General features: G+C 71.4%; 29 protein-coding genes and 1 pseudogene. 6 read left to right on the top strand and 24 right to left on the bottom strand.

Going from position 1 to position 26,017, the window contains the following annotated elements; genetic code table 11:
* The first annotated feature begins 74 nt into the window (after positions 1–74).
* Positions 75–1,190 carry a MerR family transcriptional regulator gene (locus AB0J02_RS09295; protein WP_363192959.1) on the top strand — a complete coding sequence of 372 codons (1,116 nt, stop codon included), beginning with the start codon at positions 75–77 and terminating at the stop codon, positions 1,188–1,190.
* Positions 1,191–1,193: 3 nt separating this feature from the next.
* Here the strand turns inward: AB0J02_RS09295 and AB0J02_RS09300 are convergent, their stop codons facing one another.
* The 7 genes and pseudogenes from AB0J02_RS09300 to AB0J02_RS09330 all read right to left on the bottom strand — a co-directional run bounded on the left by AB0J02_RS09300 (position 1,194) and on the right by AB0J02_RS09330 (position 10,411).
* Positions 1,194–2,543, bottom strand: coding sequence for an MFS transporter (locus AB0J02_RS09300; RefSeq protein WP_363193049.1), 1,350 nt, complete (start codon positions 2,541–2,543; stop codon positions 1,194–1,196).
* Between the two features lie 170 nt (positions 2,544–2,713).
* The gene (locus tag AB0J02_RS09305; protein ID WP_363192960.1) at positions 2,714–3,163 is read right to left on the bottom strand and encodes a TIGR03618 family F420-dependent PPOX class oxidoreductase; all 450 of its coding nucleotides are present in this window, start codon (positions 3,161–3,163) and stop codon (positions 2,714–2,716) included.
* 61 nt (positions 3,164–3,224) lie between these two features.
* Positions 3,225–4,409: pseudogene (locus AB0J02_RS09310) on the bottom strand (MFS transporter); the annotation flags it as partial.
* Positions 4,410–6,449 carry an AAA family ATPase gene (locus AB0J02_RS09315; protein ID WP_363192961.1) on the bottom strand — a complete coding sequence of 680 codons (2,040 nt, stop codon included), beginning with the start codon at positions 6,447–6,449 and terminating at the stop codon, positions 4,410–4,412.
* Positions 6,450–6,490: 41 nt separating this feature from the next.
* Positions 6,491–7,159, bottom strand: a complete 669-nt coding sequence (locus tag AB0J02_RS09320) for a TetR family transcriptional regulator (protein WP_363192962.1) — start codon at positions 7,157–7,159, stop codon at positions 6,491–6,493.
* On the bottom strand, positions 7,156–9,384 hold the full coding sequence (locus tag AB0J02_RS09325; RefSeq protein ID WP_363192963.1) for an aminoglycoside phosphotransferase family protein: 2,229 nt from the start codon (positions 9,382–9,384) through the stop codon (positions 7,156–7,158). The genes AB0J02_RS09320 and AB0J02_RS09325 overlap by 4 nt, the downstream gene beginning before the upstream one ends.
* A 148-nt stretch (positions 9,385–9,532) precedes the next feature.
* A complete protein-coding gene (locus AB0J02_RS09330; RefSeq protein ID WP_363192964.1) occupies positions 9,533–10,411 on the bottom strand; it encodes a GntR family transcriptional regulator in 879 nt (292 codons plus the stop codon).
* Positions 10,412–10,561: 150 nt separating this feature from the next.
* Between AB0J02_RS09330 and AB0J02_RS09335 the strand changes: the two genes are divergently transcribed.
* Positions 10,562–10,753 (top strand): hypothetical protein, encoded by a 192-nt coding sequence (locus tag AB0J02_RS09335; protein ID WP_363192965.1) that lies wholly within the window; start codon positions 10,562–10,564, stop codon positions 10,751–10,753.
* Here AB0J02_RS09335 and AB0J02_RS09340 read toward each other — a convergent pair.
* The 3 genes from AB0J02_RS09340 to AB0J02_RS09350 form a co-directional block, all read right to left on the bottom strand.
* Positions 10,744–11,673 carry a winged helix-turn-helix domain-containing protein gene (locus AB0J02_RS09340; protein ID WP_363192966.1) on the bottom strand — a complete coding sequence of 310 codons (930 nt, stop codon included), beginning with the start codon at positions 11,671–11,673 and terminating at the stop codon, positions 10,744–10,746. The two genes, AB0J02_RS09335 and AB0J02_RS09340, sit on opposite strands and share 10 nt — an antisense overlap.
* 76 nt (positions 11,674–11,749) lie before the next feature.
* Positions 11,750–12,454 carry an HAD family hydrolase gene (locus tag AB0J02_RS09345; RefSeq protein WP_363192967.1) on the bottom strand — a complete coding sequence of 235 codons (705 nt, stop codon included), beginning with the start codon at positions 12,452–12,454 and terminating at the stop codon, positions 11,750–11,752.
* A gap of 62 nt (positions 12,455–12,516) precedes the next feature.
* Positions 12,517–13,413: a GntR family transcriptional regulator gene (locus tag AB0J02_RS09350; protein ID WP_363192968.1), complete on the bottom strand. Its 897-nt coding sequence runs from the start codon at positions 13,411–13,413 to the stop codon at positions 12,517–12,519.
* A gap of 240 nt (positions 13,414–13,653) precedes the next feature.
* Between AB0J02_RS09350 and AB0J02_RS09355 the strand changes: the two genes are divergently transcribed.
* A complete protein-coding gene (locus AB0J02_RS09355; RefSeq protein ID WP_363192969.1) occupies positions 13,654–13,845 on the top strand; it encodes a hypothetical protein in 192 nt (63 codons plus the stop codon).
* Positions 13,846–13,865: 20 nt separating this feature from the next.
* Here the strand turns inward: AB0J02_RS09355 and AB0J02_RS09360 are convergent, their stop codons facing one another.
* On the bottom strand, positions 13,866–14,786 hold the full coding sequence (locus AB0J02_RS09360) for a winged helix-turn-helix domain-containing protein (RefSeq protein WP_363192970.1): 921 nt from the start codon (positions 14,784–14,786) through the stop codon (positions 13,866–13,868).
* Positions 14,787–14,999: 213 nt separating this feature from the next.
* Between AB0J02_RS09360 and AB0J02_RS09365 the strand changes: the two genes are divergently transcribed.
* On the top strand, positions 15,000–15,185 hold the full coding sequence (locus AB0J02_RS09365; RefSeq protein ID WP_363192971.1) for a hypothetical protein: 186 nt from the start codon (positions 15,000–15,002) through the stop codon (positions 15,183–15,185).
* A 92-nt stretch (positions 15,186–15,277) separates the two neighbouring features.
* Here the strand turns inward: AB0J02_RS09365 and AB0J02_RS09370 are convergent, their stop codons facing one another.
* Together AB0J02_RS09370 and AB0J02_RS09375 are read right to left on the bottom strand one after the other, a co-directional pair.
* Positions 15,278–16,555, bottom strand: coding sequence for a GNAT family N-acetyltransferase (locus AB0J02_RS09370; RefSeq protein WP_363192972.1), 1,278 nt, complete (start codon positions 16,553–16,555; stop codon positions 15,278–15,280).
* 79 nt (positions 16,556–16,634) lie between these two features.
* A complete protein-coding gene (locus tag AB0J02_RS09375) occupies positions 16,635–17,168 on the bottom strand; it encodes an ABC transporter substrate-binding protein (protein WP_363193050.1) in 534 nt (177 codons plus the stop codon).
* Between the two features lie 259 nt (positions 17,169–17,427).
* Here AB0J02_RS09375 and dtd point away from each other — a divergent pair, with 259 nt between their 5' ends.
* Positions 17,428–17,865, top strand: coding sequence for a D-aminoacyl-tRNA deacylase (gene dtd / locus AB0J02_RS09380; protein WP_363192973.1), 438 nt, complete (start codon positions 17,428–17,430; stop codon positions 17,863–17,865).
* Positions 17,866–17,888: 23 nt separating this feature from the next.
* Here dtd and AB0J02_RS09385 read toward each other — a convergent pair whose 3' ends face one another.
* The 6 genes from AB0J02_RS09385 to AB0J02_RS09410 form a co-directional block, all read right to left on the bottom strand.
* Positions 17,889–18,854, bottom strand: a complete 966-nt coding sequence (locus AB0J02_RS09385) for a folate-binding protein (RefSeq protein WP_363192974.1) — start codon at positions 18,852–18,854, stop codon at positions 17,889–17,891.
* Between the two features lie 76 nt (positions 18,855–18,930).
* Complete coding sequence (locus AB0J02_RS09390) at positions 18,931–19,377, bottom strand: transcriptional repressor (RefSeq protein ID WP_363192975.1); 447 nt, start codon at positions 19,375–19,377, stop codon at positions 18,931–18,933.
* Positions 19,378–19,407: 30 nt separating this feature from the next.
* Positions 19,408–19,980 carry an FABP family protein gene (locus tag AB0J02_RS09395; protein ID WP_363192976.1) on the bottom strand — a complete coding sequence of 191 codons (573 nt, stop codon included), beginning with the start codon at positions 19,978–19,980 and terminating at the stop codon, positions 19,408–19,410.
* Positions 19,981–20,227: 247 nt separating this feature from the next.
* Positions 20,228–21,103 (bottom strand): hypothetical protein, encoded by an 876-nt coding sequence (locus tag AB0J02_RS09400; protein WP_363192977.1) that lies wholly within the window; start codon positions 21,101–21,103, stop codon positions 20,228–20,230.
* Positions 21,100–21,978 (bottom strand): hypothetical protein, encoded by an 879-nt coding sequence (locus tag AB0J02_RS09405; protein ID WP_363192978.1) that lies wholly within the window; start codon positions 21,976–21,978, stop codon positions 21,100–21,102. Before AB0J02_RS09405 ends, AB0J02_RS09400 begins: the two co-directional genes overlap by 4 nt.
* Positions 21,975–22,700, bottom strand: coding sequence for a hypothetical protein (locus AB0J02_RS09410; protein ID WP_363192979.1), 726 nt, complete (start codon positions 22,698–22,700; stop codon positions 21,975–21,977). Before AB0J02_RS09410 ends, AB0J02_RS09405 begins: the two co-directional genes overlap by 4 nt.
* Before the next feature lie 255 nt (positions 22,701–22,955).
* Here AB0J02_RS09410 and AB0J02_RS09415 point away from each other — a divergent pair, with 255 nt between their 5' ends.
* Positions 22,956–23,120 carry a hypothetical protein gene (locus AB0J02_RS09415; protein ID WP_363192980.1) on the top strand — a complete coding sequence of 55 codons (165 nt, stop codon included), beginning with the start codon at positions 22,956–22,958 and terminating at the stop codon, positions 23,118–23,120.
* A 75-nt stretch (positions 23,121–23,195) separates the two neighbouring features.
* Here AB0J02_RS09415 and AB0J02_RS09420 read toward each other — a convergent pair whose 3' ends face one another.
* The 5 genes from AB0J02_RS09420 to AB0J02_RS09440 all read right to left on the bottom strand — a co-directional run bounded on the left by AB0J02_RS09420 (position 23,196) and on the right by AB0J02_RS09440 (position 25,932).
* Positions 23,196–23,459, bottom strand: coding sequence for a DUF3099 domain-containing protein (locus tag AB0J02_RS09420; RefSeq protein WP_363192981.1), 264 nt, complete (start codon positions 23,457–23,459; stop codon positions 23,196–23,198).
* A gap of 124 nt (positions 23,460–23,583) precedes the next feature.
* Entirely contained in the window at positions 23,584–23,871 is a 288-nt protein-coding gene (locus AB0J02_RS09425) for a DUF1416 domain-containing protein (protein ID WP_127832476.1), read from the bottom strand.
* 48 nt (positions 23,872–23,919) lie between these two features.
* The gene (locus AB0J02_RS09430) at positions 23,920–24,765 is read right to left on the bottom strand and encodes a sulfurtransferase (RefSeq protein WP_363192982.1); all 846 of its coding nucleotides are present in this window, start codon (positions 24,763–24,765) and stop codon (positions 23,920–23,922) included.
* A gap of 155 nt (positions 24,766–24,920) precedes the next feature.
* Positions 24,921–25,001 (bottom strand): putative leader peptide, encoded by an 81-nt coding sequence (locus tag AB0J02_RS09435; protein WP_350203226.1) that lies wholly within the window; start codon positions 24,999–25,001, stop codon positions 24,921–24,923.
* Positions 25,002–25,203: 202 nt separating this feature from the next.
* A complete protein-coding gene (locus AB0J02_RS09440; RefSeq protein WP_363192983.1) occupies positions 25,204–25,932 on the bottom strand; it encodes a DUF2993 domain-containing protein in 729 nt (242 codons plus the stop codon).
* Between the last annotated feature and the right edge of the window lie 85 nt (positions 25,933–26,017).

The following is a 26,017-nucleotide window of genomic DNA, read 5'->3' on the forward strand; positions in this document are numbered from 1 at the left end:
TTCACCTTGGGGAAAGCCGCAGCATCAGGGGGCCGGGCGACGCGCCCGGCCCGACGAGGAGGGGAGGAGGCGCCATGGGGCTGCTGACCATCGGGGCGTTCGCCCGGGCATCCCGGCTGTCGCCGAAGGCGCTGCGGCTCTACGACGAACTCGGGCTGCTGCCGCCCGCCCGCGTCGACCCCGCGACCGGCTACCGGATGTACGCCCCGGAACAGCTGGAGCGGGCCCGTCTGGTGGCCTGGCTGCGCCGCCTGGGGATGCCGCTCGCCCGAATACGGCAGGTCTGCGCGATGCCGCCGGCCGCGGCGGCCCAGGAGGTCCGCGCGTTCTGGGCGCGGGTCGAGGCCGACACCGCCGCGCGGCGGGACCTGGCCGCCTTCCTCGTCGACCACCTGTCCCTGACCCGGAAGGACTCCGCCATGCCGTCGACCGTCGAACCCCTGGGCCTGCGCTACGCCGCTCTCTCCGACCGGGGGCTGGTCCGCGAGAGCAACCAGGACGCCGTGTACGCCGGACCCCATCTGCTCGCCGTCGCCGACGGGTTCGGCCCCGCGGGAGCCCCCGCGAGCACCGCCGCGGTCGGCGCCCTCGCCCACCTCGACACGGGCGGGATCCCGGCAGGCGACCTCCTCGGCGCCCTGGAGGACGCGGTCGGACAGGCAGGGCGGGCCGTCGCCGGAACCACCGGTTCCGGACTCTCCAAAGCGGAGACAGCGGAAGAAACAGAAGCCGCGGGTACGACGCTGACCGCGATACTCAGGGCCGGTTCGGGGTCCCGGCTCGCCCTCGTCCACATCGGGGACACCAGCGTCCGGCTCCTGCGCGACGGCGAGCTGTTCCAGATCACCCACGACCACACGATGGTGCAGTCGATGGTCGACGAGGGCCGGCTGACCCCGGAGGAGGCGGCCTCCCACCCGCAGCGGTCCCTCCTGGTCCGTGCCCTGGGCCGGGCCGCCGACGCCACCCCCGACCTGCGCCTGCACGACGCCCGCGCGGGCGACCGCTACCTGCTCTGCTCCGACGGCCTGTCGTCCGTCGTGCCGGCGGACGCGCTCCACCGGGTGCTCGCCGGGACCGCCGAGCCCGGGCAGGCGGTCCGCGCGCTCGTCGCCCTCGCCAACGGGGCCGGCGGCCCGGACAACATCAGCTGCGTCGTCGCCGACGTCGTGGAACTCGGGCGGCCGTAGCGCCTACAGCACCGGGCGGGTCGCCTCGTCCGGTGCGACGCGCACCCCTCCCCCGGCGGGCCGCGGGACCTCCCGGGCCCGCCCCGCCGTCGCGCACGCCCACGCGACCGGCAGCAGCAACAGGGCGAACGCGGCGGCGAACGACGGGAGTTGACCGGACGTGAGCGCCGCGACGGCGCTGAACAGGGCCGAGGCCAGGGCGAGTACGAGCGTCTGGCCGAGGTTCTGCGAGGTCTGCATCGCGCTGCTGGCGTACCCCTGCCGGTCGGCCGGGGCGTGCGTCAGGGACAACAGCGTCAGCGAGGGCGCCGCCAGGCCCATGCCGACGGCGGCCAGGACCATCGGGGCCACCGCCGACGCCGCGGGCACGGCGGGCAGAGTGCAGAGGGCGGCCAGGGCGACCGCCACCGCCATCACCACCGCGCCCCCGCGCACCATCCGCGCGCGCGACACCCGCCCCTGGAGCCGCCCCTGCAGCCAGGACGCCCCGGCCCAGGCGAGCGCGGCGCCGGTGAAGGCGAGCCCGGTCACCACCCCGGGCACCCGGCGCGCCGTGGTGAGCATCAGCGGCACGAACGCCTCCAGGGTGAAGTAGGCGCCGGACGTCAGGGCGCGCAGCAGCACCGTCGCGGGCAGGCCGGGCGCGGCCCGCCCGGTGCGCGGGGGCAGCAGGCGCGGCGCGAACGCCACGAGCAGCGCGAGGCCCGCCCCGGTGCACAGCAGGTGCCGTACGTCCCATGCGGTGACGCCGTACTGGGTGAGGGCCGCCGCCACGCTCACCGCCACCGCGGCGGGCAGGGCCGGTCGCGGCGCCGGTGCGTCGGACACGGCGTCGGCCCGCGTCGCCCGCCCGCGCAGCAACAGGACCGCCGCCACCGCCGGGATGACGGTCAGCGCCGCGAGGCCGAAGAACACGGTCCGCCAGGACGCCCACCCCGCGACCAGGCCCGCGAGCGGCGGTCCGACCAGGGACGGGACGATCCAGCAGGCGCTCATGAGGGCGAGGGCCCGGGCGCGTACGTGGTCGGGATAGGACTGGCCGATGGCCGCGTTCACGGAGACCGCGACCAGGCCCGCGGCGATCCCGTCCGTGAACCGCCCGAGGGCCAGCTGCCAGATGCTCGTGCTGGTCGCCGAGACGAGCAGGGTGACGACCGTGAGGATCACACCCGCCGTCAGCGGGTGCCGCGCCCCCTTCCGGTCCGCCCAGGACCCGCCGAGCACCCCGCCGAGCAGACTCGCGGCGACGAACGAGCCCGCCACCAGCGGATAGAGCCCGACCCCGTCGAGATCACGCGCGGCCACCGGCAGCAGCGGCATCACGGCCAGCGCGGCGAACCCGGTCAGGAACATCACCGCCGCGAAACTGGCGGTGGCGGGCAGATACGCACGGGAGAAGAGTCCGGCGGAGGACAGGTCGGGATGCGGGGCGGGATCGGGACGCGTCACGGCGAGCAAAGGTACGCACCAAGCGTCGCCGGGTGCCACACCTTTTACGCTGCCCCGGATTTCCGGCGCACCGGTCACCCCACGTCGAGTGCGGTCCCGTACAGACGGGCCACGTTGATCCTGATGACGACGCGCCGTTCGGCGACCATCTCCGTGAAGAACGCCTCCTCGGCGCCGGCCTCGACGAACTCCCGTGCCACATCGAGGAGTTCGCGGCCCGACGCGTCACCGGGCTCGGCGCCGGGGCCGACCACCTCGGCCTCTCCCTCGGCCACGGCGAAGGCGAAGTCGTCGCGTCTGACGTGCAGCGCCGCGTGCGGGTCGGCGCGGTACTGGCGCGGCTTGAGGCGTCCTTCGGTCGTGGAGATCCGCAGCACCCGCTCGTCCGGGTTCCAGTCGTAGAGGACAGTGGAGAGGTGCGGGTGCCCGGTGCTGCGGACGCCGGCCAGGGTGCCGAACTTCCCCTCTCGCAGAATCCGTTGAAGCTCGGGCTCGGTGAGGGTACGGGGCGCGGGACCGGACATCACGGTTCTCCTTCTGGTCTCCTTCTGGCTATCTGCGTATTCATCGGTCCACGTACGCCGGTCAGGCCGCCGGGGCCTGTTCGGGGGCCCTGGGCGCGGGGCGACGCAGCACCAGCAGCGCGACCACGAACGCCGCTCCGATCAGTACGGCCCCGGCGCCGAACGCGAGCCGGTATCCGCCGGTGAGCGCGGCCGCCCGTGAACTCCCCTCGCCCATAAGGGAATCAGTGTGGGACGCGGCGAGCGTGGAGAGGACGGCGACGCCTAGGGCCATGCCGATCTGCTGGGTGGTGTTGAACAGGCCGGAGGCGAGCCCCGCGTCCTCCTCGCCCGCGGCGGACATGCCGAGCCCCGCGAGCGACGGCAGCACGAGTCCGCCGCCGGAGATCAGCAGCATCACGGGCAGCAGATCGGGGACGTACGCGCCCTGCACGGGCACCCGGGCGAGATATCCGAGGGCGCCCGCGAGCAGCACCAGCCCGGCCAGGAGCACCCGCCGCTCCCCGAACCGGGCCGCGAGCCGCGCCGACGCCCCGAGCGAGACCGCGCCGATCATGATGGCGGCGAGCATCGCGAAGCCGGTCTCGGCGGCGCCGTAGTGCAGCACCTGCTGCATGTAGAGCGCGGCGAGCACCTGGAAGGCGAACATCGCGGCGAGGGTGAGGATCTGCGTGACGTTGGCGCCGACGACGGTGCGCGAGCGCAGGATGCGCAGGGGCATGAGCGGGGTACGCGCCCGGGCCTGCCGCACGGCGAATCCGGCGACCAGGACGAGCGAGCCGCCGGTCAGCCCGATCGTGCGGGCCGAACCGGCCCCGTACTCCTCGATCTTGACGACGCCGTAGATGCCGAGCATCAGTCCGCCGGTGATCAGCAGCGCCCCCCACGCGTCGGCCCCGGCGCGCAGTCCGAGGCCGCGGCCGGCGGGGAGCGCGGGCCCGGCGAGGGCGAGGACGGCCGCGCCGATGGGCAGGTTGATGAAGAAGATCCAGTGCCAGTCGAGGGCGTCGGTCAGTACGCCGCCCAGCACTTGCCCGATGGAGGCCCCGGCGGCGCCGGTGAAGCTGAACACCCCTATGGCGCGGGCCCGTTCGCGCGGGTCGGCGAAGAGCGGGACGAGGATGCCCAGTCCGACCGCGGCGGCCATGGCGCTTCCGACGCCTTGCAGGAAACGGGCGGCGAGCAGCGCTCCGGGGCTGGTGGCGAGCCCCGCGAGGAGCGAGGCGGCGGTGAACACGGCGGTGCCCTACGCGGCAGCGAACGGCAACGGCCGGCTGTGCACCACGTCCAGCCGCGACACCGCCCGGGTCAGCACGACATACAGCCGCTCCATCCCCCGCGCCTCCGCCTCCACGACGGCAGCCGGTTCGACGGCGACGACATGGTCGTACTCAAGCCCCTTGGCGTCACCCGCGCCGAGCACGGTGACCCGGGCCCCGAGCTCCTCGGGCCCGGCCACCGCGACACCCGCCGCGCCCAGCGCACCGCGCACCCGCGCCACGTCCCGCTCGGCGGCGATCACCCCGACCGACCCCTCGTACGCGAGCGCCCGCCGCACGGCCCCGACGGCCCCGTCCACCACGTCCGGTACCGACTCGACCCGCAACTCCCCGTCCCCGCGCAGGGAACGCGCGGCCGGGACCTCGACATCGATCCGCTCCAGCACCCGGTTGGCCAGCGCGACGACCGCGGCGGGCACCCGGAACCCGGTCGTCAGCGGCACCACCACCGCCTCCGGCTTGCCCAGGTGACCGAGCAGCTCGCCCCAACTCCGCGCCGCCCAGGGCGTGGTGCCCTGCGCCAGATCTCCGAGCACGGTCAGCGAACCGAAGGCCGCGCGCCGCGCGACGGCCCGCGCCTGCATGGGCGACAGGTCCTGCGCCTCGTCCACGACGATGTGCCCGTACCCCTCGGGGTGTTCGAGCAGCCCGGCGATCTCGTCGAGCAGCACGAGGTCGGCGGCGGACCACTTGGCGGACTTGTACGAGCGCGGGGGCCGGGCCCAGAGCACGGCCTGCTGCTCATCACGGCTGAGCACCCCGTCCGCGACCGACTCCAACTCCCCATCCCGCGACAGCAGTTGACACAGCACCTCTTCGGGTCCGACCCGGGGCCAGGCGGCATCCACGTAGGCGCTCATCGCCCGCGACCGCCCGATCCTCTGCAGCCAGACGTTGTTCACCGACACGCCCCGCCGCTCGGCCCGCTGCTGGATGTACCGCACGGCCCGGCTGCGCACGCGCTCGCGCCCGACGGCGTACGGCGGGCTCTCGTCCCGTACGTTCTCCACGATCCGCCGCAGCTCCGCGGCCGGCACCCGCCACCGGTACGAACCGTCGGGGACGGCGAGTGCGTCGGCGACCCCGTCCGCCGAGACCCGCGCGTACAGCGCGCGCCGCAGCACGCCCGCCATCCGGACGTCGTGCTTGACGACGGCCGCGGCCTCGTCGTCGTGGCCCCGCACCGCGCCGTGCGCGACGAGTTCCTCGACCGTCGACCGGCGCACCCCGCTCTCCCCGAGCGCGGGCAGCACGGCGGAGATGTAGGAGAGGAAGGTCCGGTTGGGGCCCAGGACCAGGAGGCCACCGCGCTGGATGCGCTGCGGGAACGTATAGAGCAGGTACGCCGCCCGGTGCAGCCCCACGGCGGTCTTGCCGGTGCCGGGCGCGCCCTGTACGCACAACGACGTCGCGAGCCCCTCGCGCACCAGGTCGTCCTGCTCGGGCTGGATGGTGGCGGCGATGTCGCGCATCGGCCCGACGCGGGGCCGCTCGATCTCCCCGGCGAGGATCCGGCTGCCGGTCCCGGCCTCCCCCGAACCCGCCTCCCCGGAGCCGAGCCGTTCGTCCTCCATGCTGGTCAGGTCCGCGGATTCCCCGAGGCTGCCCGGCACCCACCCGAACCGCCGACGGATGTCCACACCCTGTGGATCATTGGCGCCGGCCTGGTAGAACGCCCGCGAGACCGGCGCCCGCCAGTCGACCACGAGGGGCGGCGCGGCCGGGTGCTCGGTGATCCGCAGCCGGCCTACGTGGTAGCTCTGCCCGGCATGCTCGCCGGACGCCCCGAAGTCGAGCCGGCCGAAGAACAGCGGTGCCTGCGGCAGCTCCCGAAGTCCCTTGGCCAGGCTGCGCAGTTGATACCCGAGCACTTCCGCGTCGGCGCCGGACGCCGAGGCGTTCTCGCCGATGACGACCTGTTCGTCGGCGCCCTCGGTCATGGCGGTGAGGGCGGCGCGGCAGGTGTCGTGAAAGCGGCGTTCGGCGTCGAGGGAGGCATGGCTCATCCACGCAGGATAACCCGGATACCGTAACTCGGTAACGTTTTTTACTCAGTAACGTCCGGTGTGCGGAGTCGGCTCGGCAGCCCGCCCGCCAGCTGCCCGAACCCCACCCCGGCGGCGCGCACCGCGTCCGCCGCGACCGCGTCGGCCGACTCCCCGCCCCGGATCCGCCGCACGTTCTCCTCCGCCAGAATCCGCTGCACCGCCACGATCTGCCCGGCGGCGAGCCGCGCCTCGACCGCCGGCCCGCCCAGCGCCCCGGCCAGCGCCCGCTCCGACCGCTCCTGATACCCGTACAACCGCGCCACCAGGGACGGCGTCCCGTACAGCAGCCGCTGATACGCGAGCACCGCCGGGTGGTCGCACAGCCCCGTCACGGGATCGCGCCGTTCGAGACCCGCCAGGAAATGCCGCCGCAACGCCCCGAGCGGCGCCTCCCCCGCCGCCCGCTCCGCCACGACCCGGGCCGCCTCGTCCTCGTGATCGGCGAACCGGTGCAGGACCAGGTCCTCCTTGGCCGCGAAGTACCGGAACAGGGTCGGCTTGGACACCTCCGCCGCGGCGGCGACCTCCGCGACGGACACCCGGTCGTACCCCTTCTCCAGAAACAGCCGGACAGCGGTGTCGGAAAGGGTCTGCCGGGTCCGCTGCTTCTTGCGTTCACGCAGGCCGGGAGCGGAATCGGCGGCGGAACCGGGGTCGGGCTTGGTCATGGGGAGGAGGGTACGGGGGCTTCGTCGTCCGCGTGCGGCAGGGCGAGGGCGAGGTAGGGATTGGCCGCGGTCCACGAACCGGGCGGCATGCCCAGCCACTTGAGGGCCTTGTGGAGTGTCGTCGTGTACGAGCCCACGGCCCGCCGGACGTTCGGGGCGTCGAGACCGGAACCGGTGACCAGCCGGTCCAGGTCCACATAGGCGGAGCGGACGAGTTCGAGTCCCCGGTACACCGGCACGTCACGCTCCCAGCCGGCCGTGAAGCGCTCCGGCATCAGCCGCTGCCAACGGGAGTACATCCGGTCCCTGATCTCCCGGGTCGTCGGCGTCAGATGGATGTGCCGCACCAGGTCGTAGAGCGGATCGCCCACCATCGCCATCTCCCAGTCGATGAGGGTGAGCCCGAAGCCGCGCTCGCCGCGCACCAGGTTCCACGGGTTCAGGTCACCGTGCAGCAGGACGTACGGACGCTCCCGCACCTCGTGCCGGCGCAGTCTCCGGTCGAGCCCGACGGCGTCGGGCAGGCCCAGCCGGGCGGCCAGCTCCTTCGCCGTGCGGGACAACTCCGCGACCATGTCGACGAGTTGGCCGGACAGCCACCCGTAGAACCCGGACCCCTTCGTGTCCTGGGCCAGCGACCACGGGTCCACGTCGATCAGCTGACGGAGCTGGTCGACGAGATCGTGCGCCTCGCCGGGCAGCAGCCCGTGCACGGGGTGCCTCGGGCGGCGGCAGATGTCGGAGGGCCCCTCGTACGTGTGGATGGTGAACGGCTCCCCGAAGTCGCTCACCCCCAGCGCGAGAACCTTCGGCGCCCCGACCGCGACGCCCGCGTCCTCGATCGCCCGCAGGACCGCGTGCTCGTCCAGGAACCTCGGCTCGATCGGGCTGTCCGTGCCCACCTTCCTGCGCACCATGACCGGGGCCGCGAAACCGCCGACCTCGACCACCGTCCCCAGGTGGGCCGTGCCCTTGAAGACCTGCCGCGCCGTGGCCGCGCCCTCCGCCCACAGCGCCTCCTCGACCTCCGCCTCGGAGAACGGCGCGCGCAGCGGCACGCGCTCGTCGCGCCGCCAGTTGATGGCCGCGGAGAAGAGCCTGCCCCGATGACGGGCCCCCCTGGCCACCCGCCACCGGAAGAGCAGCGGCTCGATCGCGGCCGCGTCCATCACATCGCGCAGTCTGAACTGGCGCCTGGCCGCGAGCAGCGCCCGGTGGACCTCCTCCGACGCCGCTTCCAGATCACTCTGCGTGAAGGTGTCGCCGAGCGAGCCGACCGCCCTGATCACATCGGGGTACACGGACTGGGCGCGCTCGAAGTCGATGTAGTGCGGCAGGTCGTCCGCCAGCCCCCGGACCGCCTCGGGGCGCACCCGGCCCATCGCCTCCCGCCACCGGTCGACCACCTCCGCCCGCTGTTCCGTCGGGTAGCGCATCCGCACCAGGTGGACGGCGAGGTCGTGCAGCGGGTCGCCGTACGTGGCCAGCTCCCAGTCCACGCACATGAGCGGGGGCTCGCCGTCGTAGGTGACGATGACGTTGTCCCGGTGCAGGTCGCCGTGGAGGAGACCGAACGGGCGCGGCGTCAGCTCGGGCGCCCAGTGGGCGTACAGCCTGAGCGCGTTCTCCGGTACGCCCAGGGCCACGAACAGCCCGCCGAAACCGGTCCAATTGGGCTGCCGGATCTGATCATCGGCCGCGGCCGCCAGCCTCCTCAGGAACCCCCGGGAGTCCCCGTCGCGGGGCCAGTGGGACGGCCGCGGCGGCAGACGGTCCCCGGGAACGCGCGTCATGTCCGCGAGCAGGCCGGTGAAGGCGTCGATCAGCAGCGAGTCCACCGGTTTCCCGTCCCGGCAGACACCGGCCAGGGGGGTGCCCTCCATATAACTGTGGATCGCGATGTCCCCGCGTCGCGCCAGGCACTGCGGCACGTGCCCCAGGCCGCTGATCGCGTCGAGGACCGCCTGTTCGTCCGGCCAGGTCCTGATCACCACGGGGGGCACGTCCCGCTTGCGGTGTCTGACCATGACCCGTGAGCCGGCCGGACGGCCGAGAGCGGCGGCCTGCCCGTCGGAGAGCTGCACCACACGGTTGAGGTTGTGGTGTCCGCTCAGCTCCTCGCCACTGCGGCGCGCTCCCGCGATCACGCTGTCCCACAGCCGCCGGATCTCCTCTTCGGAGGCTTCGGCGCGCGTCCGGGGACTCAGGGCGAGATCTACGCCCACAGGTCACTCCTGGATACTCATGCATCGGGCCGTACAAAGCCCACAGAGTAGTGCCGTACCGGAGCGGCCACGACCGCGGTCCAGGAGTGCCTTGTACAGGTGACGTAAAGAAACTCCTTCGGGGGGCTTCGTTCGAGCGGCGACCGATTCAGTACGCCAGCCGTGTCCACACCGAGTCGAACCACGCCTGCCACGCCTTCAGGAACACCGAGCCCCGCGAGTCCGGGTTGTCGTCCTTCACGTAGTGCGTGAGCGTCGCCCCCAGGCCGAGTACGTCCAGCGCCCGCACCGTCTCCTGGTCGCTCAGGACGATGGGCCGCTCCACCACCTCGTACGGGGCGTGCAGCGCCTGCGTGTCGTTGATCAGGTACAGCTTGAAGGTGGGAGCGAGGTCCACGTGCAGGATCTCGATGCGGGCCGACTCCACCAGCTCCTCGGCCTCCAGCTGTTGCAACTGCGACACCATCGAGCCGCTGTGCCGGTGCGTGATCTCCAGCAGCCTCTTCCGCAGCCGGACGGTCAGCCGGGCCTCCGGATCGTCCAGCGCCCGCGGATACGGGAGGCCGAGGGACTCCGCAGGCAGCAGCATCCGGATCGCGATGCTGCGCGGCCGCGTCTCCCCGGATCTGATCCGCTCGATCTGCCCCCGCACCTGCGTGTCCAGGGACTCCGACGTGAGAGTGAAAACGTCGAGCCGTACCTCCTCCTGGGTGAACGCCTCGTCGAAGTACTCCCGCAGCGTCACGCGCCCCTCTCTGGCGGCCTTCGCCGTGTACGACTGAACCTGCTGTGCCCGCACGACCCGGGTACCGCTGCCCCGCCGCGGCTCGACCCAGCCTTCCTTCCTCAGCTGCTTCAGCGCCTTCTGCACGGTGTCGCGCGAGACGGAGTACTCCACGGCCAGCAGCCGCTGGGCAGGCAGGGGCGCGCCGAGCGAGAAGTCACCCCCGGCCATCCGGCTGCGCAGATCCTCGACGACCCGGAACACGGCGCTGCCGCCACTCACTTCACTTCGGCCGTTCGTCACAGGGGGAACGTACCGCCGTCAGCCCACCAGCACACCATATTCAGTCAACTTCCCTGCGGGGCAAGCGGGTTGATTAACGATCTGCCCAGCTGGGGAAGACCGATGCAAGTCAACCAGTCCAATTGGACTACGAGTTGAGGGGTGGGCCTCATGAATCCGCTGTGGCAAGTCCTGACGCCGCTGATCGGCTACGGCGTGGAACAGTTCCTCCAGTCCAGATACGGGGTGTTCGGCGTCCTGGCGCTGGCCGCCCTGACCCTCTTCCGGTCGGCCGAGCACAAGTCCACCCCGTGGGCGTTCGCCGGAGCCCTCCTGATGTTCCTGCTCCTGGCTCAGGCCTGACCCCTGGCCACGTGGTCCCAGATGCCGTCGAACATCATCTGCTCGGCCTGCACGAAGGCCGCCTCGTCGCCTCTGCTGCCGGCGTCGAAGACGAACATGGGTGTGTCGAAGCCCTCCACGTCGCACAGCGGCACCGGGTTCGCGCCCTCGTACTCCTCGATCTCCCGCAGGAATCTGCCCGGAATGTAGTGGCCGACGAGAGCCTCCCGCCGGTTGAGCAGATACGCCTTCCGGCTGGGGGTGCCGAGGGTGTAGCGGAAGTCGACCCGCGCGTCGATGCCGGTGCGGCGCAGGCCCGCGATGGTGTTGGCGAGGACCGTGGTCTGGGCCTCCCGCTGGGCGCGGCTGCGCTCCTTGACCGCTCTGTCCAGCTTCTCGTCGTGGCCCCAGCCCTTGTCGGGCGAGGGGTAGTCGAAGTCCTGGTCGAGGCGGGGCAGCAGCACCCGCAGCCGCACGGACTCCGGCCGCGCGTCGCCCTCGTACACCCGGCGCAGCGGCTCCCCCAGCGCCGTCATCAGCGTCTCCGCCGTCAGGCAGGCCACGTCCACCCGCACCCGCGGCTCCCCGAACGCCGCCACGAGCCGCGGTCCGAGGATGCTCCGCGCCGCCCGGGAACCGCCGGGGTGCCGGGGTGCCGTCGGCGCCGCCGCCACCACGGGCGGGCTGCCCTTGCTCACGTTGGTCAGCAGGCCGTCCGCCTGGAGGCGCTGCAGCGCGTGCCTGATCGCGCCGCGCTCCACGCCGAACTCCTCGGAGAGGGCGGCCTGCGTGGGCAGTCGGCCGCCCGTCTTGAGCACACCGGTTCTGATGCGCTCCCGCAGGATGCCGGCGATCTCGTCGGCGGTGGGGTTGGGGTGAGGGGTGGGGGTGGGGGTGGGGTTCTCTTTGTGGTTCACCGCGACGTACTCCCGTCCCGCCATGCCACGTTCCGTCAACCCTACGTCAGTTGGCTGCCAACTCCCCCCGGCCTGCCTCCGGGAACTGGAACGGCGCAGATCAGGAGGGCGTCCGCAGGATGGTGAGGATCGGCTCCAGGGAGCCGATCACACGGCGTGCCCCCGCGTCGCGCAGGCGTCCCGCCTTGCGTTCGCTGCGCGCGTACCCCAGGAAGGCGACGCCCGCGGCCTGCGCGGCGTAGAGGTCCGTCGGGGTGTCCCCGATCATGAGGGCGCCGCCCGGGGCCGCTCCCATGGCCCGCAGGGCGCGGTTGAGGCAGTACGGATCGGGCTTGAGGAGCCTGAGGTCCTGGGTGCGGCCGTAGATGTGCGGCTCGAAGCACCCGGAGAGGCCGCGGCCCTCGATGTAGCGCCGTGCCGCTTCGGGCGAGTTGTTGGTGGTGATGGCGAGCCGGGCGCCGACCGCGGTCCAGGTGCGGATCAGCGGGTCGGCGTGCTCGGTGGGCCAGGCCGAGTGGACGGCCCGCAGCTCCTGCTCGGTGAGACGTTTCTCCATCTCGATGACCAGGTCGCTGTCCGGGCGCTGGAGCCCCAGGCTGCGCAGCGCGCCGTGCGGGTCCTCGTCGGTGCGTTCCGCCGTGGTCAGCACCTCGCCCAGGCCCTGCTCGTCCAGCCAGTGGACCTGCTCCCGCGCGATCACCGGCGCCGGTATCCCCGCGAACAGCCGGCAGATCGGCCCGTCGAAGTCGAAGAGCACGTGCCGTACGCCCCGGACCAGCTCGGCCAACCGGTCCGATTCGCTCAACTCCCTTTCGTTTTCGCTCTCTTGGGACACGGGATCGGTCTGATTCGTCGTATCTGAGGTCACTAGGAGAGTGTGAGGTCGGACGTGATGGTTTCCCAGAGGGCGGTGAACCACTTCTGCGACTCCTCCACGAACGCGCGGTCCCGGTGGCCCGCGCGCTTCTCGAAGGAGAACAGCAGGGCCTGGGAGCCGGTGGCGGCGTACATCTCCAGCTTGGTGCCGCTGTCGATCTCCTCCTCGCGGCGCGTGACCAGGTAGTACGAGAGGAGCGCCTCCGCGTCGTTGAGCAGGTAGAGCTTGACCGGGGGCGTGAACGGCAGGGCGCGGAAGGTGACCTGGACGTCGATGCCGTGGGAGGAGCGCAGGGAGCGCAGGTTGTGCCGCAGGACCTGGCCCTGGGCGTTGCGGGTGGAGAGCCAGCGCTGGTGCACCGCCTCGTCGTCGGCCCGGTCGGTGCTGTCCGTGTCGTCGGGGACCGGGACGGGGAAGGCGAGGTCGATGTCGCGGCCCGGCAGCAGGATGCGGACGTCGATGGCCTCGGGGCGCATCCGGCCCTCGTGGATGAGGCGCAGCGGTTCGCCGAGGGCCAGCATCAGGGTCTCGGAGGTCATGCAGACGGCGTCGATGCGCACCTTGGGCGAGGTGAACGCCTCCACCAGGCGGGGGGCCAGCGCGACCATGGTGGGCTGCGGTGCGTCGCGGCCCGGGTTGACGGTGGCGATGCGCGGCGGGCTGCCTTTGCTGACGTTGCTCAACAGGCCGTCGGACTGCAGGAGTTGGAGGGCCTGGCGGACCGTGCCGCGCTCCACGCCGAACTCGTCCGCCAGCGTGGCCTGGGTGGGCAGCCGGTCGCCGGCCTTGAGCCGGCCGGCCCTGATCCGCTCGCGCAGGTCGTCGGCGATCTCCTGGGGCGAGAGCCTTCTGCTGTGGTGCAACGTCGCGTCTGCTGTGTCAGCCATGTCTGCCACGCTCTCCTGGGTCACAACCAAACGCTACAACTTCCGTTGATTTGGCGGCAGTTGTTGTTGGCTTGTTTATTTCTGGCGACCAAGTGGGGACAACCATAGTGCAGTTGGTCGCCAACTTGGCGCAAGATGGCCACGGATGGCGAACAAGTGAACCAACCGCCCCTCACCACCCAGGCCCGATCAGGACCAACCAGCTCCACCGATGCCGTCGTCGATGCAGGAGGAAACGTCATGGCTTTGCTGAGCCTCCTCTCCGCGGTGTTCGTGATCACCTTCGAGCAGCTCGTCCAGTGGCACTACGGACCGGCCGGCCTCGCCGGTCTGCTCCTGCTGACGATCGGCGCCAAGGCGAGGAACTCCACGTGCAGTTCCGTCGGCGGCGTCCTGCTCGCGATCATGGTGGCCGGCCCCGCGCTCCACTGACCCACACCGAGGAACAGCCGCTACGAGTCCAGCGTCAGGTCCGTGCTGATCGTGTTCCAGAGGCTGTTGAACCAGAGGTGCGACTGCTCCACGAACGTCGTGTCGCGCAGCCCCGACCCGTGCTCGAACGCGAACAGCATCTGCCGTACCCCCTGCGCGTCGTAGACGTCCACCCGCTCGTGGTCGAGCTGCTCGTCGCGCCGGGTCAGCGTGTAGTACGCGAACAGCGCCTGCGCGTTGTTGAGCAGGTAGAGCTTGACCGGCGGCGTGAACGGCAGGGCGCGGAACGACACCCGCACGTCGATGCCGTGCGTGGCGCGCAGGGCCAGCAGGTTGTGCCGCAGCACCTGCCCCTGCGCGTTGCGCTGCTCCAGCCAGTTGCGCCGCAGTCTGCCGCCCGTCACCCCGTCCGCCCCCACCGCGGCGTCGGCCGGCGCGGGGAAGGCGAGGTTGATGTCCCGGCTGGGCAGCAGCACGCGTACCCGCACCTTGGCCGGTTTTATGCGGCCCGCGTGGATGTGGCGCAGCGGTTCGCCCATGGCGAGGGTCAGCGAGACCGACGTCAGGCACAGGGCGTCGATCTCCACGTCCTGCCTGCGGAAGGCGGCCGAGACCTTCTGGGACAGCGCGGCCATCGTCAGCTGCGGGGGCGCGCCGGGTCCGCTGAACGCGGCCTGCGTGTTCTCCGCGACGGTGGCCGGGCTGCCCTTCGAGACGTTGGCCAGCAGGTGTTCGGACTGCAGGATGCGCAGCGCCTGGCGTACGGCGGAGCGCTCCACCCCGAAGTCGTCCGCCAACTGGGCCTGAGTAGGCATGCGTTGGCCGGGACGAAGAAGCCCGGACCGAATCCGGGCGCGCAGCTCATCAGCCACTTCGCGGTACGTCCACTGCGCCCGCTCCGGCTGGCTCCGTCCATTGACGGCAGCATGCTCCCCGTTCACAGCCGAACCCTACAACTTCCCGCCATCTTTGGGGAGTTGAGAAGAAGGTGGTTATGAGTCGCGTCAGCGGAGATAAGTACCTGTGAGTTGGTGACCAACTTGGGCGACATGGCGGACAACCTCGGGGGTTGGCGTCGGCCACACAGGTTGGTCTACGTCACCGCAATGTCGTCGGAGTTGGTCACCACTCGAACCCGAAGGAGGACAGTCCCCATGCCGGTCTTCGCCATCCTCATCGCCGCCCTCGCCATCGGATTCGAGCAGCTCATCCAGTGGAAGTACGGCCCGATGGGCATCCTCGCCTTCGTCGTGCTCACCATCGGACTCAAAGCCAAGAACACCATGCTCAGCGGCGTCGGGGCCGTCGTCCTCGTCATGCTGCTGGCCCAGAGCGGCTGACCGGGCTCTCCTCCGGAGGGGAGCCGGGAGCCCGGTCGGTCAAGCACCTCCTGCGCGCGTCCCGCGCCGCGTACGAGGGTGCGCCGCGCGATTCAGAACATGTCGGGGCACCACGGTCGCCGCGGCGTACGCAGCAGGGCGTCGGCGGCGACGGCGGCGCCCGCCTCCTCCTCCACCAGCCGGCCCAGGGCGGCCAGCCGCACCGCGGACGCGTCGCCCAGCCAGAGCGCACCCAACTCACCGATGTCTAGGGTGACTTGTGCCGCGTCGGTACTCGGCTCGCAGACCGCGCCCCCGGGCGTCGCCGCCAGCCGGAACCGTCCCCCGGCGAGCCCGGCCCGGTCCCGCACCTCCAGGACCAGCTCCCCGCTCGCCTCGTACGAGCGTGCCTCCAGGGCCCGTACGACATCCAGGATCCGCACCCACAGGAAGTCGGCCTGCGTCACGATGCGGGCGGCGCGCGGGTCGGGCAGCAGATGCGGCACCAGATCGTCGGTGGCGCGGCCGCCCGTCCTGACGGCCGTGACCCAGTCGGCCGAGCAGACGTAGGTCCACAGCGCCCGCTCGGCCGCCGGGGTGACCCCGGTCAGCTTCAGCACCTGCGCCGTGTTCCCCGGCATCTTGCTCTCGCCCCAGTGGCCGTCGCACCGGTACACGACCAGCCCCTCCACCTCGCCCCGCGCGTTGCGGTACACGGCGTGGAAGGGCTCGGCCCAGACGTCCTCGGGCGTCTGCCACAGACCCGTCTCGTACTGCCACCAGAAGTCGTCACGGGACACGACACCGGCGACCCGGGCGCGCAGCCGCTCGTGCAGCTCGGGCCCGATCTTGCGCACCTCGTCGGCGTCGGCCAGGTCGATCCGGCCGCCGTCGTCCGGGCCCGACCAGCGCGGGTCGAAGCCGGCCCGCACCACGTCGATCTCCCACTCCGTACCGGTGGCCGCGGGCCCGAACCCGTACCGCCCGTAGATCCGGTACTCGGCGGCGATCAGGGTCGCCGCGACATCGCCGCGCTCCTTCGCCTCGGTGAGGTCGGCGGCCATCATCCGGCTGAGCAGGCCGCGGCGGCGGTGGGTGGGGCTGACGGTCACGTTCGTGACGGCGTCGGTGGGGACCGTGGCGCCACCGGGGACGCTGAGGTGCTGCGCGAACGAACGGAACGTGGCGACCTGCCGCGTCCCGCCGTCGCCCGTGGGGGCGAAGGCCGCACGGGTACGGGCGAGATCGAAGTGGGCGAGGCGCTTGGCGGCCGTCTCCGGCGACGCGGCCGGGGAGCGCAGGAACCCGGTGTTGAGAGCACGGCACCACGCGGGCAGCTCGTCCTCGGTGATGGCCCGTATGTCGATGTCTTCGCTGGAGCGGCTGGTCATGACCCCACGCTAGGCGTGGCGATGGGGGTTGTCGCCCGGATTCCCGCCGGGCCCGGCCGCCCCACCGCGCCGGGCCGCGTCAGCCGTTCAGCAGGTCGGCGACCTGTGCCTCGCCCTCGCGGTAGCGGCGCGCGATCTCCGCGCTGCAGTCGTCCGCCGTGCGCTGCAGGAGCTGGCGGCGCCGCGAGACCTGCTGCTCGTAGCGGACGAGGCGGCCCATCGCCGCGTGCAGCTCGTCGTCCGTGCGGGCCGCCAGGTCGGAGAGCTCGACCTCGGAGAGCATCTCGGCGGCGAGGCGCCGGAACTCCTCACTGTGCGGGGTGCCCAGCGTGACGTGCCGGGCCGACGACCGCTGCCGCGTGGGCTGGTCGCGCAGGATCTCCGAGAGCCGGTCCACGACGGGCGACTCCGGGTCGCGGCGCCGGCCCAGCTCGGCCCGCAGGATGTCGATACGGCCCTGGAGCAGCCGGCGTACGTAGCTCAGGTCGGCCTCGTCCTGCTGCGCGTCCCGGCGCACCCGGCGCAGCTCGGGCAGGCGCAGGTCCGAGAGGTCGTGCTCGGGGACGGCCGGCAGCTCGGGGCTTCCGGTGCGCTGCGCGGGCGGCCGGGCCATCGAAGCGACCCGGCCGGTGTGCGTCAGGGAGACAGGATCCCCGGGCGGGCTCGTACTCGATGTGTGGCTCATGGCATGAGCATCCATGGTCTGCTTACCGTCCCCTCGACCGGACTGACGCGGCGCGCCATCGGCGCACTACGTGTGAGCATGGTGCCACTCCTGGTGCCCGCTCTGTGCGCGAGTACCCCATATCCGCCCCGGATGGGGGGTTCGGGTGGGGTCGGGAGCGGGCCGTGGGGCACGGCATGATGGCCGTATGCGTGCAGTGGTACAGCGAGTGGACGGCGCGAGCGTCGTCGTGGACGAGGACAACCAGCGGAAGACCGTCGGCGAGATCAAGGGCGAGGGCCTGTGCGTCCTCGTCGGGGTCACGCACGAGGACACCAAGGAGAAAGCGGCCCAACTGGCCCGCAAACTCTGGTCGGTGCGGATGCTCGCCGACGAGAAGTCGTGCAGCGACATCGACGCGCCGCTGCTGGTGATCAGCCAGTTCACGCTCTACGGCGACGCCCGTAAGGGCCGCCGCCCCACCTGGAACGCGGCGGCGCCGGGTGACGTCGCCGAGCCGCTGGTCAACGAGGTCGTGGCCCGGCTGCGGGAGCTCGGCGCGACCGTGGCGACGGGCCGGTTCGGGGCGCAGATGCGGGTCTCCCTGACGAACGACGGCCCGTTCACGGTGCTGCTGGAGATGTAACCGCAGAGACGCGGCCGGAGAGGCTACGGCTCCACGACCGCTTCCTGCGCCGCCGCCGTGGTCTCCGCCATCAGCTCGGCGTCGAGCGGCACGTTCCGCTTAACCAGCGCGAGAGCGATCGGGCCCAGCTCGTGGTGGCGTACGGACGTCGTCACGAAGCCGATCTTCCGGCCGTCCGGGCCGTCCGCGGCGAGCCGCACCTCGGCGCCGTGGGGCGGCAGGTGGACCTCGCTGCCGTCCAGGTGCAGGAAGACCAGGCGCCGCGGCGGCTTGCCCAGGTTCTGCACGCGGGCGACGGTCTCCTGCCCGCGGTAGCAGCCCTTCTGCAGGTGGACGGCCGAGTCGAGCCAGCCCAGCTCGTGCGGGATGGTGCGGTGGTCGGTCTCGAAGCCGAGACGCGGCAGGTGCCGCTCGACGCGCAGCGCCTCGTGGGCGAGCAGCCCGACCGCCGGACCGCTCTCCTTCGCGTACGACTCCAGGTCGCCGCGCGGCAGGAAGAGGTCACGCCCGTACGCGGTCTCGCGCACGGCCACCCCGTCCGGCACCGGCGCGATGGACCCGGCGGGCAGGTGCACGACGGCGAACTCACCCGTGCTGTCGGCGACTTCGACCCGGTAGAAGAACTTCATCGACTCCAGGTACGCGACGAGGGCGTCCTGCGTGCCGGGTTCCACGTGCGCCCACGTCGTCGTGCCGTCGTCGACGAGGTACAGGGCGTGCTCGATGTGGCCGTTGGCGGAGAGGATCAGCGCCTCGGTCGACTGCCCCGGGGGCAGGTCGGTGACGTGCTGGGTCAGCAGCAGATGCAGCCAGCTCAGCCGGTCGTCGCCGGTGACCGTGATCACGCCGCGGTGCGAGAGGTCGACGACGCCCGCTCCGTCGGCGAGGGAGCGCTGCTCGCGGAACAGGTCGCCGTAGTGCGCGGCGACGCCTTCGTCCACGCCCTCACCGGGGACGGCGCCGGGCAGCGTAAGCAGGGGGCTCTTCATGTTCACAAAGACTACGACGAGCAGCCGGACGCGCTTATTCCTGCCCGGCTGTTCCTGCGCGGCTATTCCTGCGCGGCTATTCCTGCGCGGCTTCGTGTTCCTTGGCGCAGTTCTCGCAGCGGCCGAAGATCGCGAAGTGCTTCAGGTCGGTGTCGAAGCCGAACTGGGCCCGCAGCTTGGCGGTGAACTCCGCCGCCACGTCGACGTCGGCCTCGATCACGTTCGTACAGTCCCGGCACACCATGTGGATGTGGTGGTGCCGGTCGGCCAGGTGGTACGTGGGCGCCCCGTGGCCGAGATGCGCGTGCGAGACGAGACCGAGCTCCTCCAGGAGCTCCAGGGTCCGGTACACCGTGGAGATGTTGACCCCCGATGCCGTCCTGCGCACTTCGCACAGGATGTCGTCGGGGGTCGCGTGCTCCAGGGTGTCCACGGCCTCGAGAACAAGCTGGCGCTGCGGCGTCAGCCGGTAGCCGCGCTGCCGCAGATCGCTCTTCCAGTCGATTCCCTCGGTGCTCACCACACCGTCGAGTCTACCGACCGGTCCCGGGGCCTACTTGAAGAAGGCGATGCCGTCGTCGGGCATGTCCGGGAGGTTGCGCGCCATCTCGGCGACCTCCTCCGGCGAGACGACCTTCTTGAGCTGGGCCGACATGTAGGGGCGCAGCGGAACCTCGGGGGTCTGCTTCTCGCCGACCCACATGAGGTCGCCCTTCACGTAGCCGTACAGGCGCTTGCCGCCGCTGTACGGGCCGGAGGCCGCGGTACGGGCGATCGCGTCGGTGGCCAGGTCGATCTGCGGCTTCTTGTCGGCCAGCTCGCCGTACCAGACCTCGACGACGCCGTCGTCGCGGACCATGACGACCTCGACCTTGCGGTCCTTGTCGATCCGCCAGAAACCGGCCTCGGACTCCAGCGGCTTGACCTTGTTGCCGTCGCTGTCGAGGACCCAGCTGTGCGAGCGGAACTCGAGGAAGTCCCGCCCGTCGTGGGTGAAGGAGACCTCTTGGCCGAAGTTGGCCTTCTCGGCGCCCGGGAAGTCGGTGACGCCGGCGCCCGCCCAGTCGCCCAGAAGGAACGCGAGCGGGACGAGATCGGGGTGCAGGTCGGACGGGATCTGGATCATGAGCGGTTCAGACGTCTCTCGGTGGACTGTCGTACGGGGGTCAGCGCTGGCCCTGGTACAGCTTCTTCACGGTCAGACCGGCGAAGGCGAGAACGCCGACGCAGACCAGGACAAGGAGAGCGGAGAAGAAGGCCTCAAGCACGGGTGCTCCTCGGTGAGCGGTACTGGCGGATCGTTGTGGTTACAGAGCCGGGCCCCACTCTAGTCGGGTGGGGCCCGGGGCTCTCGGCGAGGTCCGCCGGCGGGGTCAGCCGAGCAGCTGGTTCTGCAGGGCGACCGTCTGCCGGAAGGGGATCTTGGCCACCGCGTCCCGGTCGGACTGCACGACGAGGGCGAGCACGTCACCGGACTGGATGTAGGCCTCTCGGACCTGCTCCTTGCCGTACGGCTTCTGCTCGTCGTAGACGTGCAGCGAGGTGAAGGGCACCTCGCTGCCCTTGCCCGACCAGTCGTAGACCTCCTCCACATCGGCGGCGCCCACGAGGGTGGCCCCGTTGTCCGTGACGGCGTTCGCGTGCTCACGGGCGAACGCGGCGGTGTCGAACCGCAGCAGATAGATACGGGTGCGGGTGCCGTCGGGCATGGTCCAGCCGCGGGCGGTGATCTGCCGCAGGCCGCCCTCCTTGAGGGACAGGCCCAGGTCCGAGCGGCTGTCCTCGGCGTACGCCGCGAGGTACGCCGAGGTGGACAGCCAGCCGTCGCGGCCTGCCAGTGCCTTGTCCTCGGTGGCGCCCTTCGGGGCGGGCAGCACCAGTTCGCGCAGGTCGGCGAAGTGTTCCTCGCGGATGTTGGACACGGCGAACGGGGCGGGGGCGCCCGAGGGCAGCGCCGGGAACGCGAGCGCCGGGTACTCCCAGCGGCCGTCGTCCTCGGTGGCCAGGCCCGGCAGATCACCGCGGGTCTGCTGCGTCACGCCGTACGCGGCACCGGCGCCGACGGCCGCGAACACCACGACGGCGGCGGTCCAGCGCAGGGCGGCGCGGAGCACGCGCCGGTCCTTTTTCACGGGCGGGGGCGGGAGCACGGTTGCGGACTCGGGCTGCTCGGGGTGCTCCGGCTGCTCGGTCAGCGGGGCCGACTGGGTCGGCTGGGTCGGCTGAGTGATCTGAGTCGGCTGGGTCATACGAGTTCTCCCCGCGACGAGATGTGGTCGAGCTGCTGGGCGAGGAGCGTGGCGACAGCCTCACTGTCGAGGGACTTCGGGCCGTACGCGGTGACGGACACCAGCAGGTCGTCCTCGTACGCGCTGCACATCAGCAGATCGAGCTTGGTGTCCTTGTCCCGGGGTGCACGGAAGCAGTCCGCGTTGCGGTGCCCCTTGATCTTCGGGCCCTTGGTGAAGACGCCCAGCGCGCGCAGGAACTCCGACTGGAACGCGGACAGATCGCGGCCGGCCCGGCGGTTCTGCAGCTGGGCGAGCTGGACCTCGACGACGAGGTCGGTGTCCTGCGCGGAGTAGCTGCGCATCGCGAGCCCCTTGAGCCGGAGCTTGTCGATGGACCGGCGCTGGGCGTCGCGCTGCCGGGCCGGGAGGTCGTCGGCGCCCTTCTTGAGCCGGGCCACCGCCTCCTTGGCGCCGATCGCCTTGTCGCTGCCGAACTCGTCGATGTCGGGGCCCGGGGTGTAGAGGTCGGGCATCGGAAGCAGCCGCGACCGCAGATCGGACTCCTTGGAGTCACCGCCCGCGCGCTGCTTGTGCGCCTTCGGCTCTCCCCACACCTTGGTGGAGACCGTACGGTCGGCGTCCCGCACCTTCATGACGGTGAACCCGGTCCCGCCCGCGACGGCGAGCACGACGGCGCAGGCGACGAGGACGGCCGGCCAACGCCGACGGCCCCGCACCGGCCCGGTGGTGGCGCCGGGGTCCCGCGGGAATTCGGGGGCCGGCGGGAGCTGCGGCATCGGCGGGAGGTTCGGGGCCTGCGGGGCCTCGGGCGTCGGCACCGTCCCGGAGGTCTGCTGAGCCGCCTCGGGCGACTGCTCGGTTCTGTCGCTCACAGGCGCTCCAGCTGTCGCTTCGCGAGGTCCATCGCGGTCTTCTTCGAAATCGGCCTGGTGTCGTACAGCCAGACGTCCATGACGATGTCGCCGCGCGCGGCGAGCGCCCTGGCCTGGTACAGCGGCAGGTAACCGGCCTTGGTCTGCGGATGGTCGAAGACGTAGACCCGGCCCATCGAGCTGCCCGGGATGGGCTCCCCGTCGTTGCCCGCCCAATCGTCCAGCCGCATATAGCTCTGCTGGCCGCTGAGGAATTCGCGGGAGCCGAGTTTTTCGGCGTCCCGGAACTGGATGAGGTGGGCCTCGCCCGCCGACTGCCCCTTCTCCCAGGCGATCAGCGCGGCCCGCCGGAAGGACGCGTCGGAGAGGTCGACGAACATCTCGTCCGGCTCCTGGTAGTGGTTGGCGTAGCCGTACTGGTCCATCCAGCCCTGCGCGGAGTCCGCCTTCTGGGCGCCCGCGGGGCGCGGGACGAGCAGCTTGCGCAGATCGCCGTCCGTCGTGACGCGGTGGTCCCGGGCGGCGGGGAGCGCCTCAACTGCCGTGCCGCCCTTGGCCTGCGACAGATTCTGCTGAGCGAGCGGCGGCAGCGGATCGGGAGCGCGGCCGGCCTGCACGACATACCCGGTGCACACCCCCGCGACGACACCGAGCACGGCGGCGCAGGCGATGAGCAGGGTGGTGCGGCCCCGGCGCCGGGCCGGGCGGGGCGTTCCGGGCACGGGTTGTGGTGCCTCGGGTATCAACTGCGGCTCCACAGGCGGCGCCTGAGGCGCCGTTTGCGGAGTTTGTACGTCTTCCAACGGGTCCCCCCACGGAACTCGACACGCGGATTCCGTATCCGCGCGCACAGGAGACCCACAAGATCCCGTGGTGGTTGCACGGATTCTGATAACGAAAGCGCTTCGACGGACAGCGGCCTCAGGCGTGCGACGCGCTCTCAGACGCCCGTCAGGTCGAGCCCCGCCCTCGCCTACGTGAGACCGCGCCCCGGCACCGCACCCGACGCCGTACGCGCGGCACCGACGCGAGCCACCCGGGGCCACAGCGCCACCGCCCTCACCAGGGCCCGATGGAGCACGGACGGCGCGCCGGCCCTGCCGGCCGCGGGCGCGGCGGCCCTGAGCCTGGCGGGGCTGTGATGGTCGGTGCTGCGCCTGCCGGGCCCGGTGCCCAGGAACGTAGAACCGCCACGAACCATCCAGGCACCCAGGCACTCAGGGCCGGCGCCGGCCCTTCCCGTCCAGCTCGTCCCACCAGTCGTCGGACTTCGCGTCGCCCGACGGTTCGTCCCACCAACGGTCGTCGGGACCACGCCGGTTCGCGGTGATGGCGGCGACCGGCGGGATGACCATGGCGACCACGCACATGGCGACGGCGGCGGGCACGGACCAGAGGCGCACGACGCCCCAGGCCAGGACGAAGAGCCCGATGCACAGGCCCATCATGGCGAAGTACAGATGCTTCCGCCGCGCGTACATGACCCCAGCGTAAGCCCGCCCGAACGGCCCCGCACAAGCCGAAGGACCACACCCCGAACCAGGTGGCGTCCAACCCCCGGGGGTGCGGCCCTTCAGCCGTTCGATGCGCGTCGCGGCGCCACCGTCACACGGCGATCGCGACCTCCGCGAGTCCGCCCGTCTGGGCGACGACCGTGCGGTCCGCGGTGCCGCCCGGGACCAGCGCGCGCAGCGTCCACGTGCCCTCGGCCGCGTAGAAGCGGAACTGGCCCGTGGCCGAGGTGGGCACCTCGGCGGTGAACTCGCCGGTCGAGTCCAGGAGGCGGACGTAGCCCGTCACCGGCTCGCCGTCGCGGGTCACCTGGCCCTGGATCGTGGTCTCACCGGGCTTGATCGTCGAGGCGTCGGGGCCGCCGGCCTTCGCTCCACACATACGTAACTCCTAGGAAGGAAAGGTCAGTTGGGACCTTGAAGACTGGGCTTACTTGGCCGCGCCGAGCTCGATCGGCACACCGACGAGGGAGCCGTACTCGGTCCACGAGCCGTCGTAGTTCTTGACGTTCTCGACGCCGAGCAGCTCGTGCAGCACGAACCAGGTGAGCGCGGAACGCTCACCGATGCGGCAGTACGCGATGGTGTCCTTGGCGAGGTCCACACCCTCCTGGGTGTAGAGCTCCTGGAGCTCGTCGTCCGACTTGAACGTGCCGTCGTCGTTGGCGTTCTTCGACCACGGGATGTTGCGCGCGGACGGGACGTGGCCCGGACGCTGCGACTGCTCCTGCGGCAGGTGCGCCGGGGCGAGCAGCTTGCCGGAGAACTCGTCGGGCGAGCGGACGTCGACCAGGTTCTGCTTGCCGATCGCGTTCACGGCGTCGTCGCGGAAGGCGCGGATCGAGGAGTCCTGCGGCTTGGCCTTGTACTGCGTGGCCGCGCGGTTCGGGACCTTGTCGCCGTCGACCAGGTCGCGGGAGTCGAGCTCCCACTTCTTGCGGCCGCCGTCGAGGAGCTTCACGTCCTGGTGGCCGTAGAGCTTGAAGTACCAGTACGCGTAGGAGGCGAACCAGTTGTTGTTGCCGCCGTAGAGGACGACGGTCGTGTCGTTGGCGATGCCCTTCTTCGACAGGAGCTGCTCGAAGCCCTCCTGGTCGATGAAGTCACGCCGGACCGGGTCCTGGAGGTCCTTGGTCCAGTCGATGCGGATCGCGTTCTTGATGTGGTTCTTGTCGTACGCCGACGTGTCCTCGTCGACCTCGACGATCGCCACGTTCTCGTTGTCGAGGTTGGCCTCGACCCAGTCGGCATCGACCAGGACGTCGCTGCGGCTCATGCTGTCTTCCTCCGGGGCAGTTGCGGCGGTGCATGCGGAAATCAGTGCGCGGGAAAGGCGCGGGGTGACCCGAGTCGGTTCGGCCGACGGTGTCGGCCCGGTCGTCTCGAAGGGTCCGGGGAAGGCGGGGGTCGACCGGAGTGGCCGGGGCCCGCTCAGACAGTGCGACAGAGCATGGCGGCGACGCGGCACAGGTCTACTGCCCGCCGCTTCGTGAGGTCCGCCTGTCGCTTCATGCGTCCGATCGTAAGGACGCATCGGTGGCCGTGTCACCGGCATGTCGAATGCTGAGACGCAATCATCCAATATATGAGAATGATCGCGTCCCGGAGCCGCTTCCGCCGGGCTCCGGGGCCGCACGGGCTCCGCCGGTCGCCACCGATCTCTGCTGCGCGGACGGCGCCGTCTCGCAGTGCGGACGCGCCGTCTTGGGGAGTCCTACCCGACGAGGTCGAGGTCCGAACCCTTCACCGTGATCTCGACGCCGTCCTTGACGGCCTGGACCTTGTCCAGCTCGATGCCCGCGGGCAGGTTGTCGATCGCCTGCTGGAAGTCGGTGACGGCGCGGATCCGGCCCTCGGCCAGGTCGAGCGCGCCGGTCTTGGGCAGGCTGTCGGCGCGCGCCGAGACCTTGCCGTCGGTGACCTCGACGGTGCTGAGCACGGTCGGGTGCAGGGTGAGCACCGGCGTCTTCACGGTGACCGCCACCTTGACCTTGTCGCCGCCGCCGTACGAGAGGCCGTCGATCCGGGCGGTCACGCCCGGGGCGACCTGCGCCACGTCCTGCTTCTTCACGGCCTTCAGGAGCTCGTCGTAGGAGATCCGGGCGGTGCCGGTCGCCGAGTCGGCGGTGGCGCTGCTGTAACTGCTGTTGAACTTCACGCCGTGCATCTCGGCGTCCAGATCGGCGATGCGGATGCTGTCGCCGCCGCTCTTCGCGTCGTAGTCCTGGATGCCGATCTCGACGTCGTCCAGGCTGCCGCCCACGACCTGGGTGAGGAACGGGAAGCCCTTGATGTTCACGTCGGGCGTCTGGGCCAGGCCCTCGCTCGTGCGCAGCTTGTCGGCGGCCTTGCCCTCGGCGAAGTTGACCGCGACGCGGTCGGCGATCACGAAGAGGCCGCCGACGATGACGACGAAGATCAGCAGTATTCGCAGTGCGCGCATGGCCTTGAGGCTCCCCCATGTCCGACGTCCCCCGGCGCTCCGTGTCCCCCGGCCGGAGGTGATTCTTGCGGCGAGAGTACGTGGC

This window comes from Streptomyces sp. NPDC050264 (assembly GCF_040655895.1).
GTDB lineage: Bacteria > Actinomycetota > Actinomycetes > Streptomycetales > Streptomycetaceae > Streptomyces.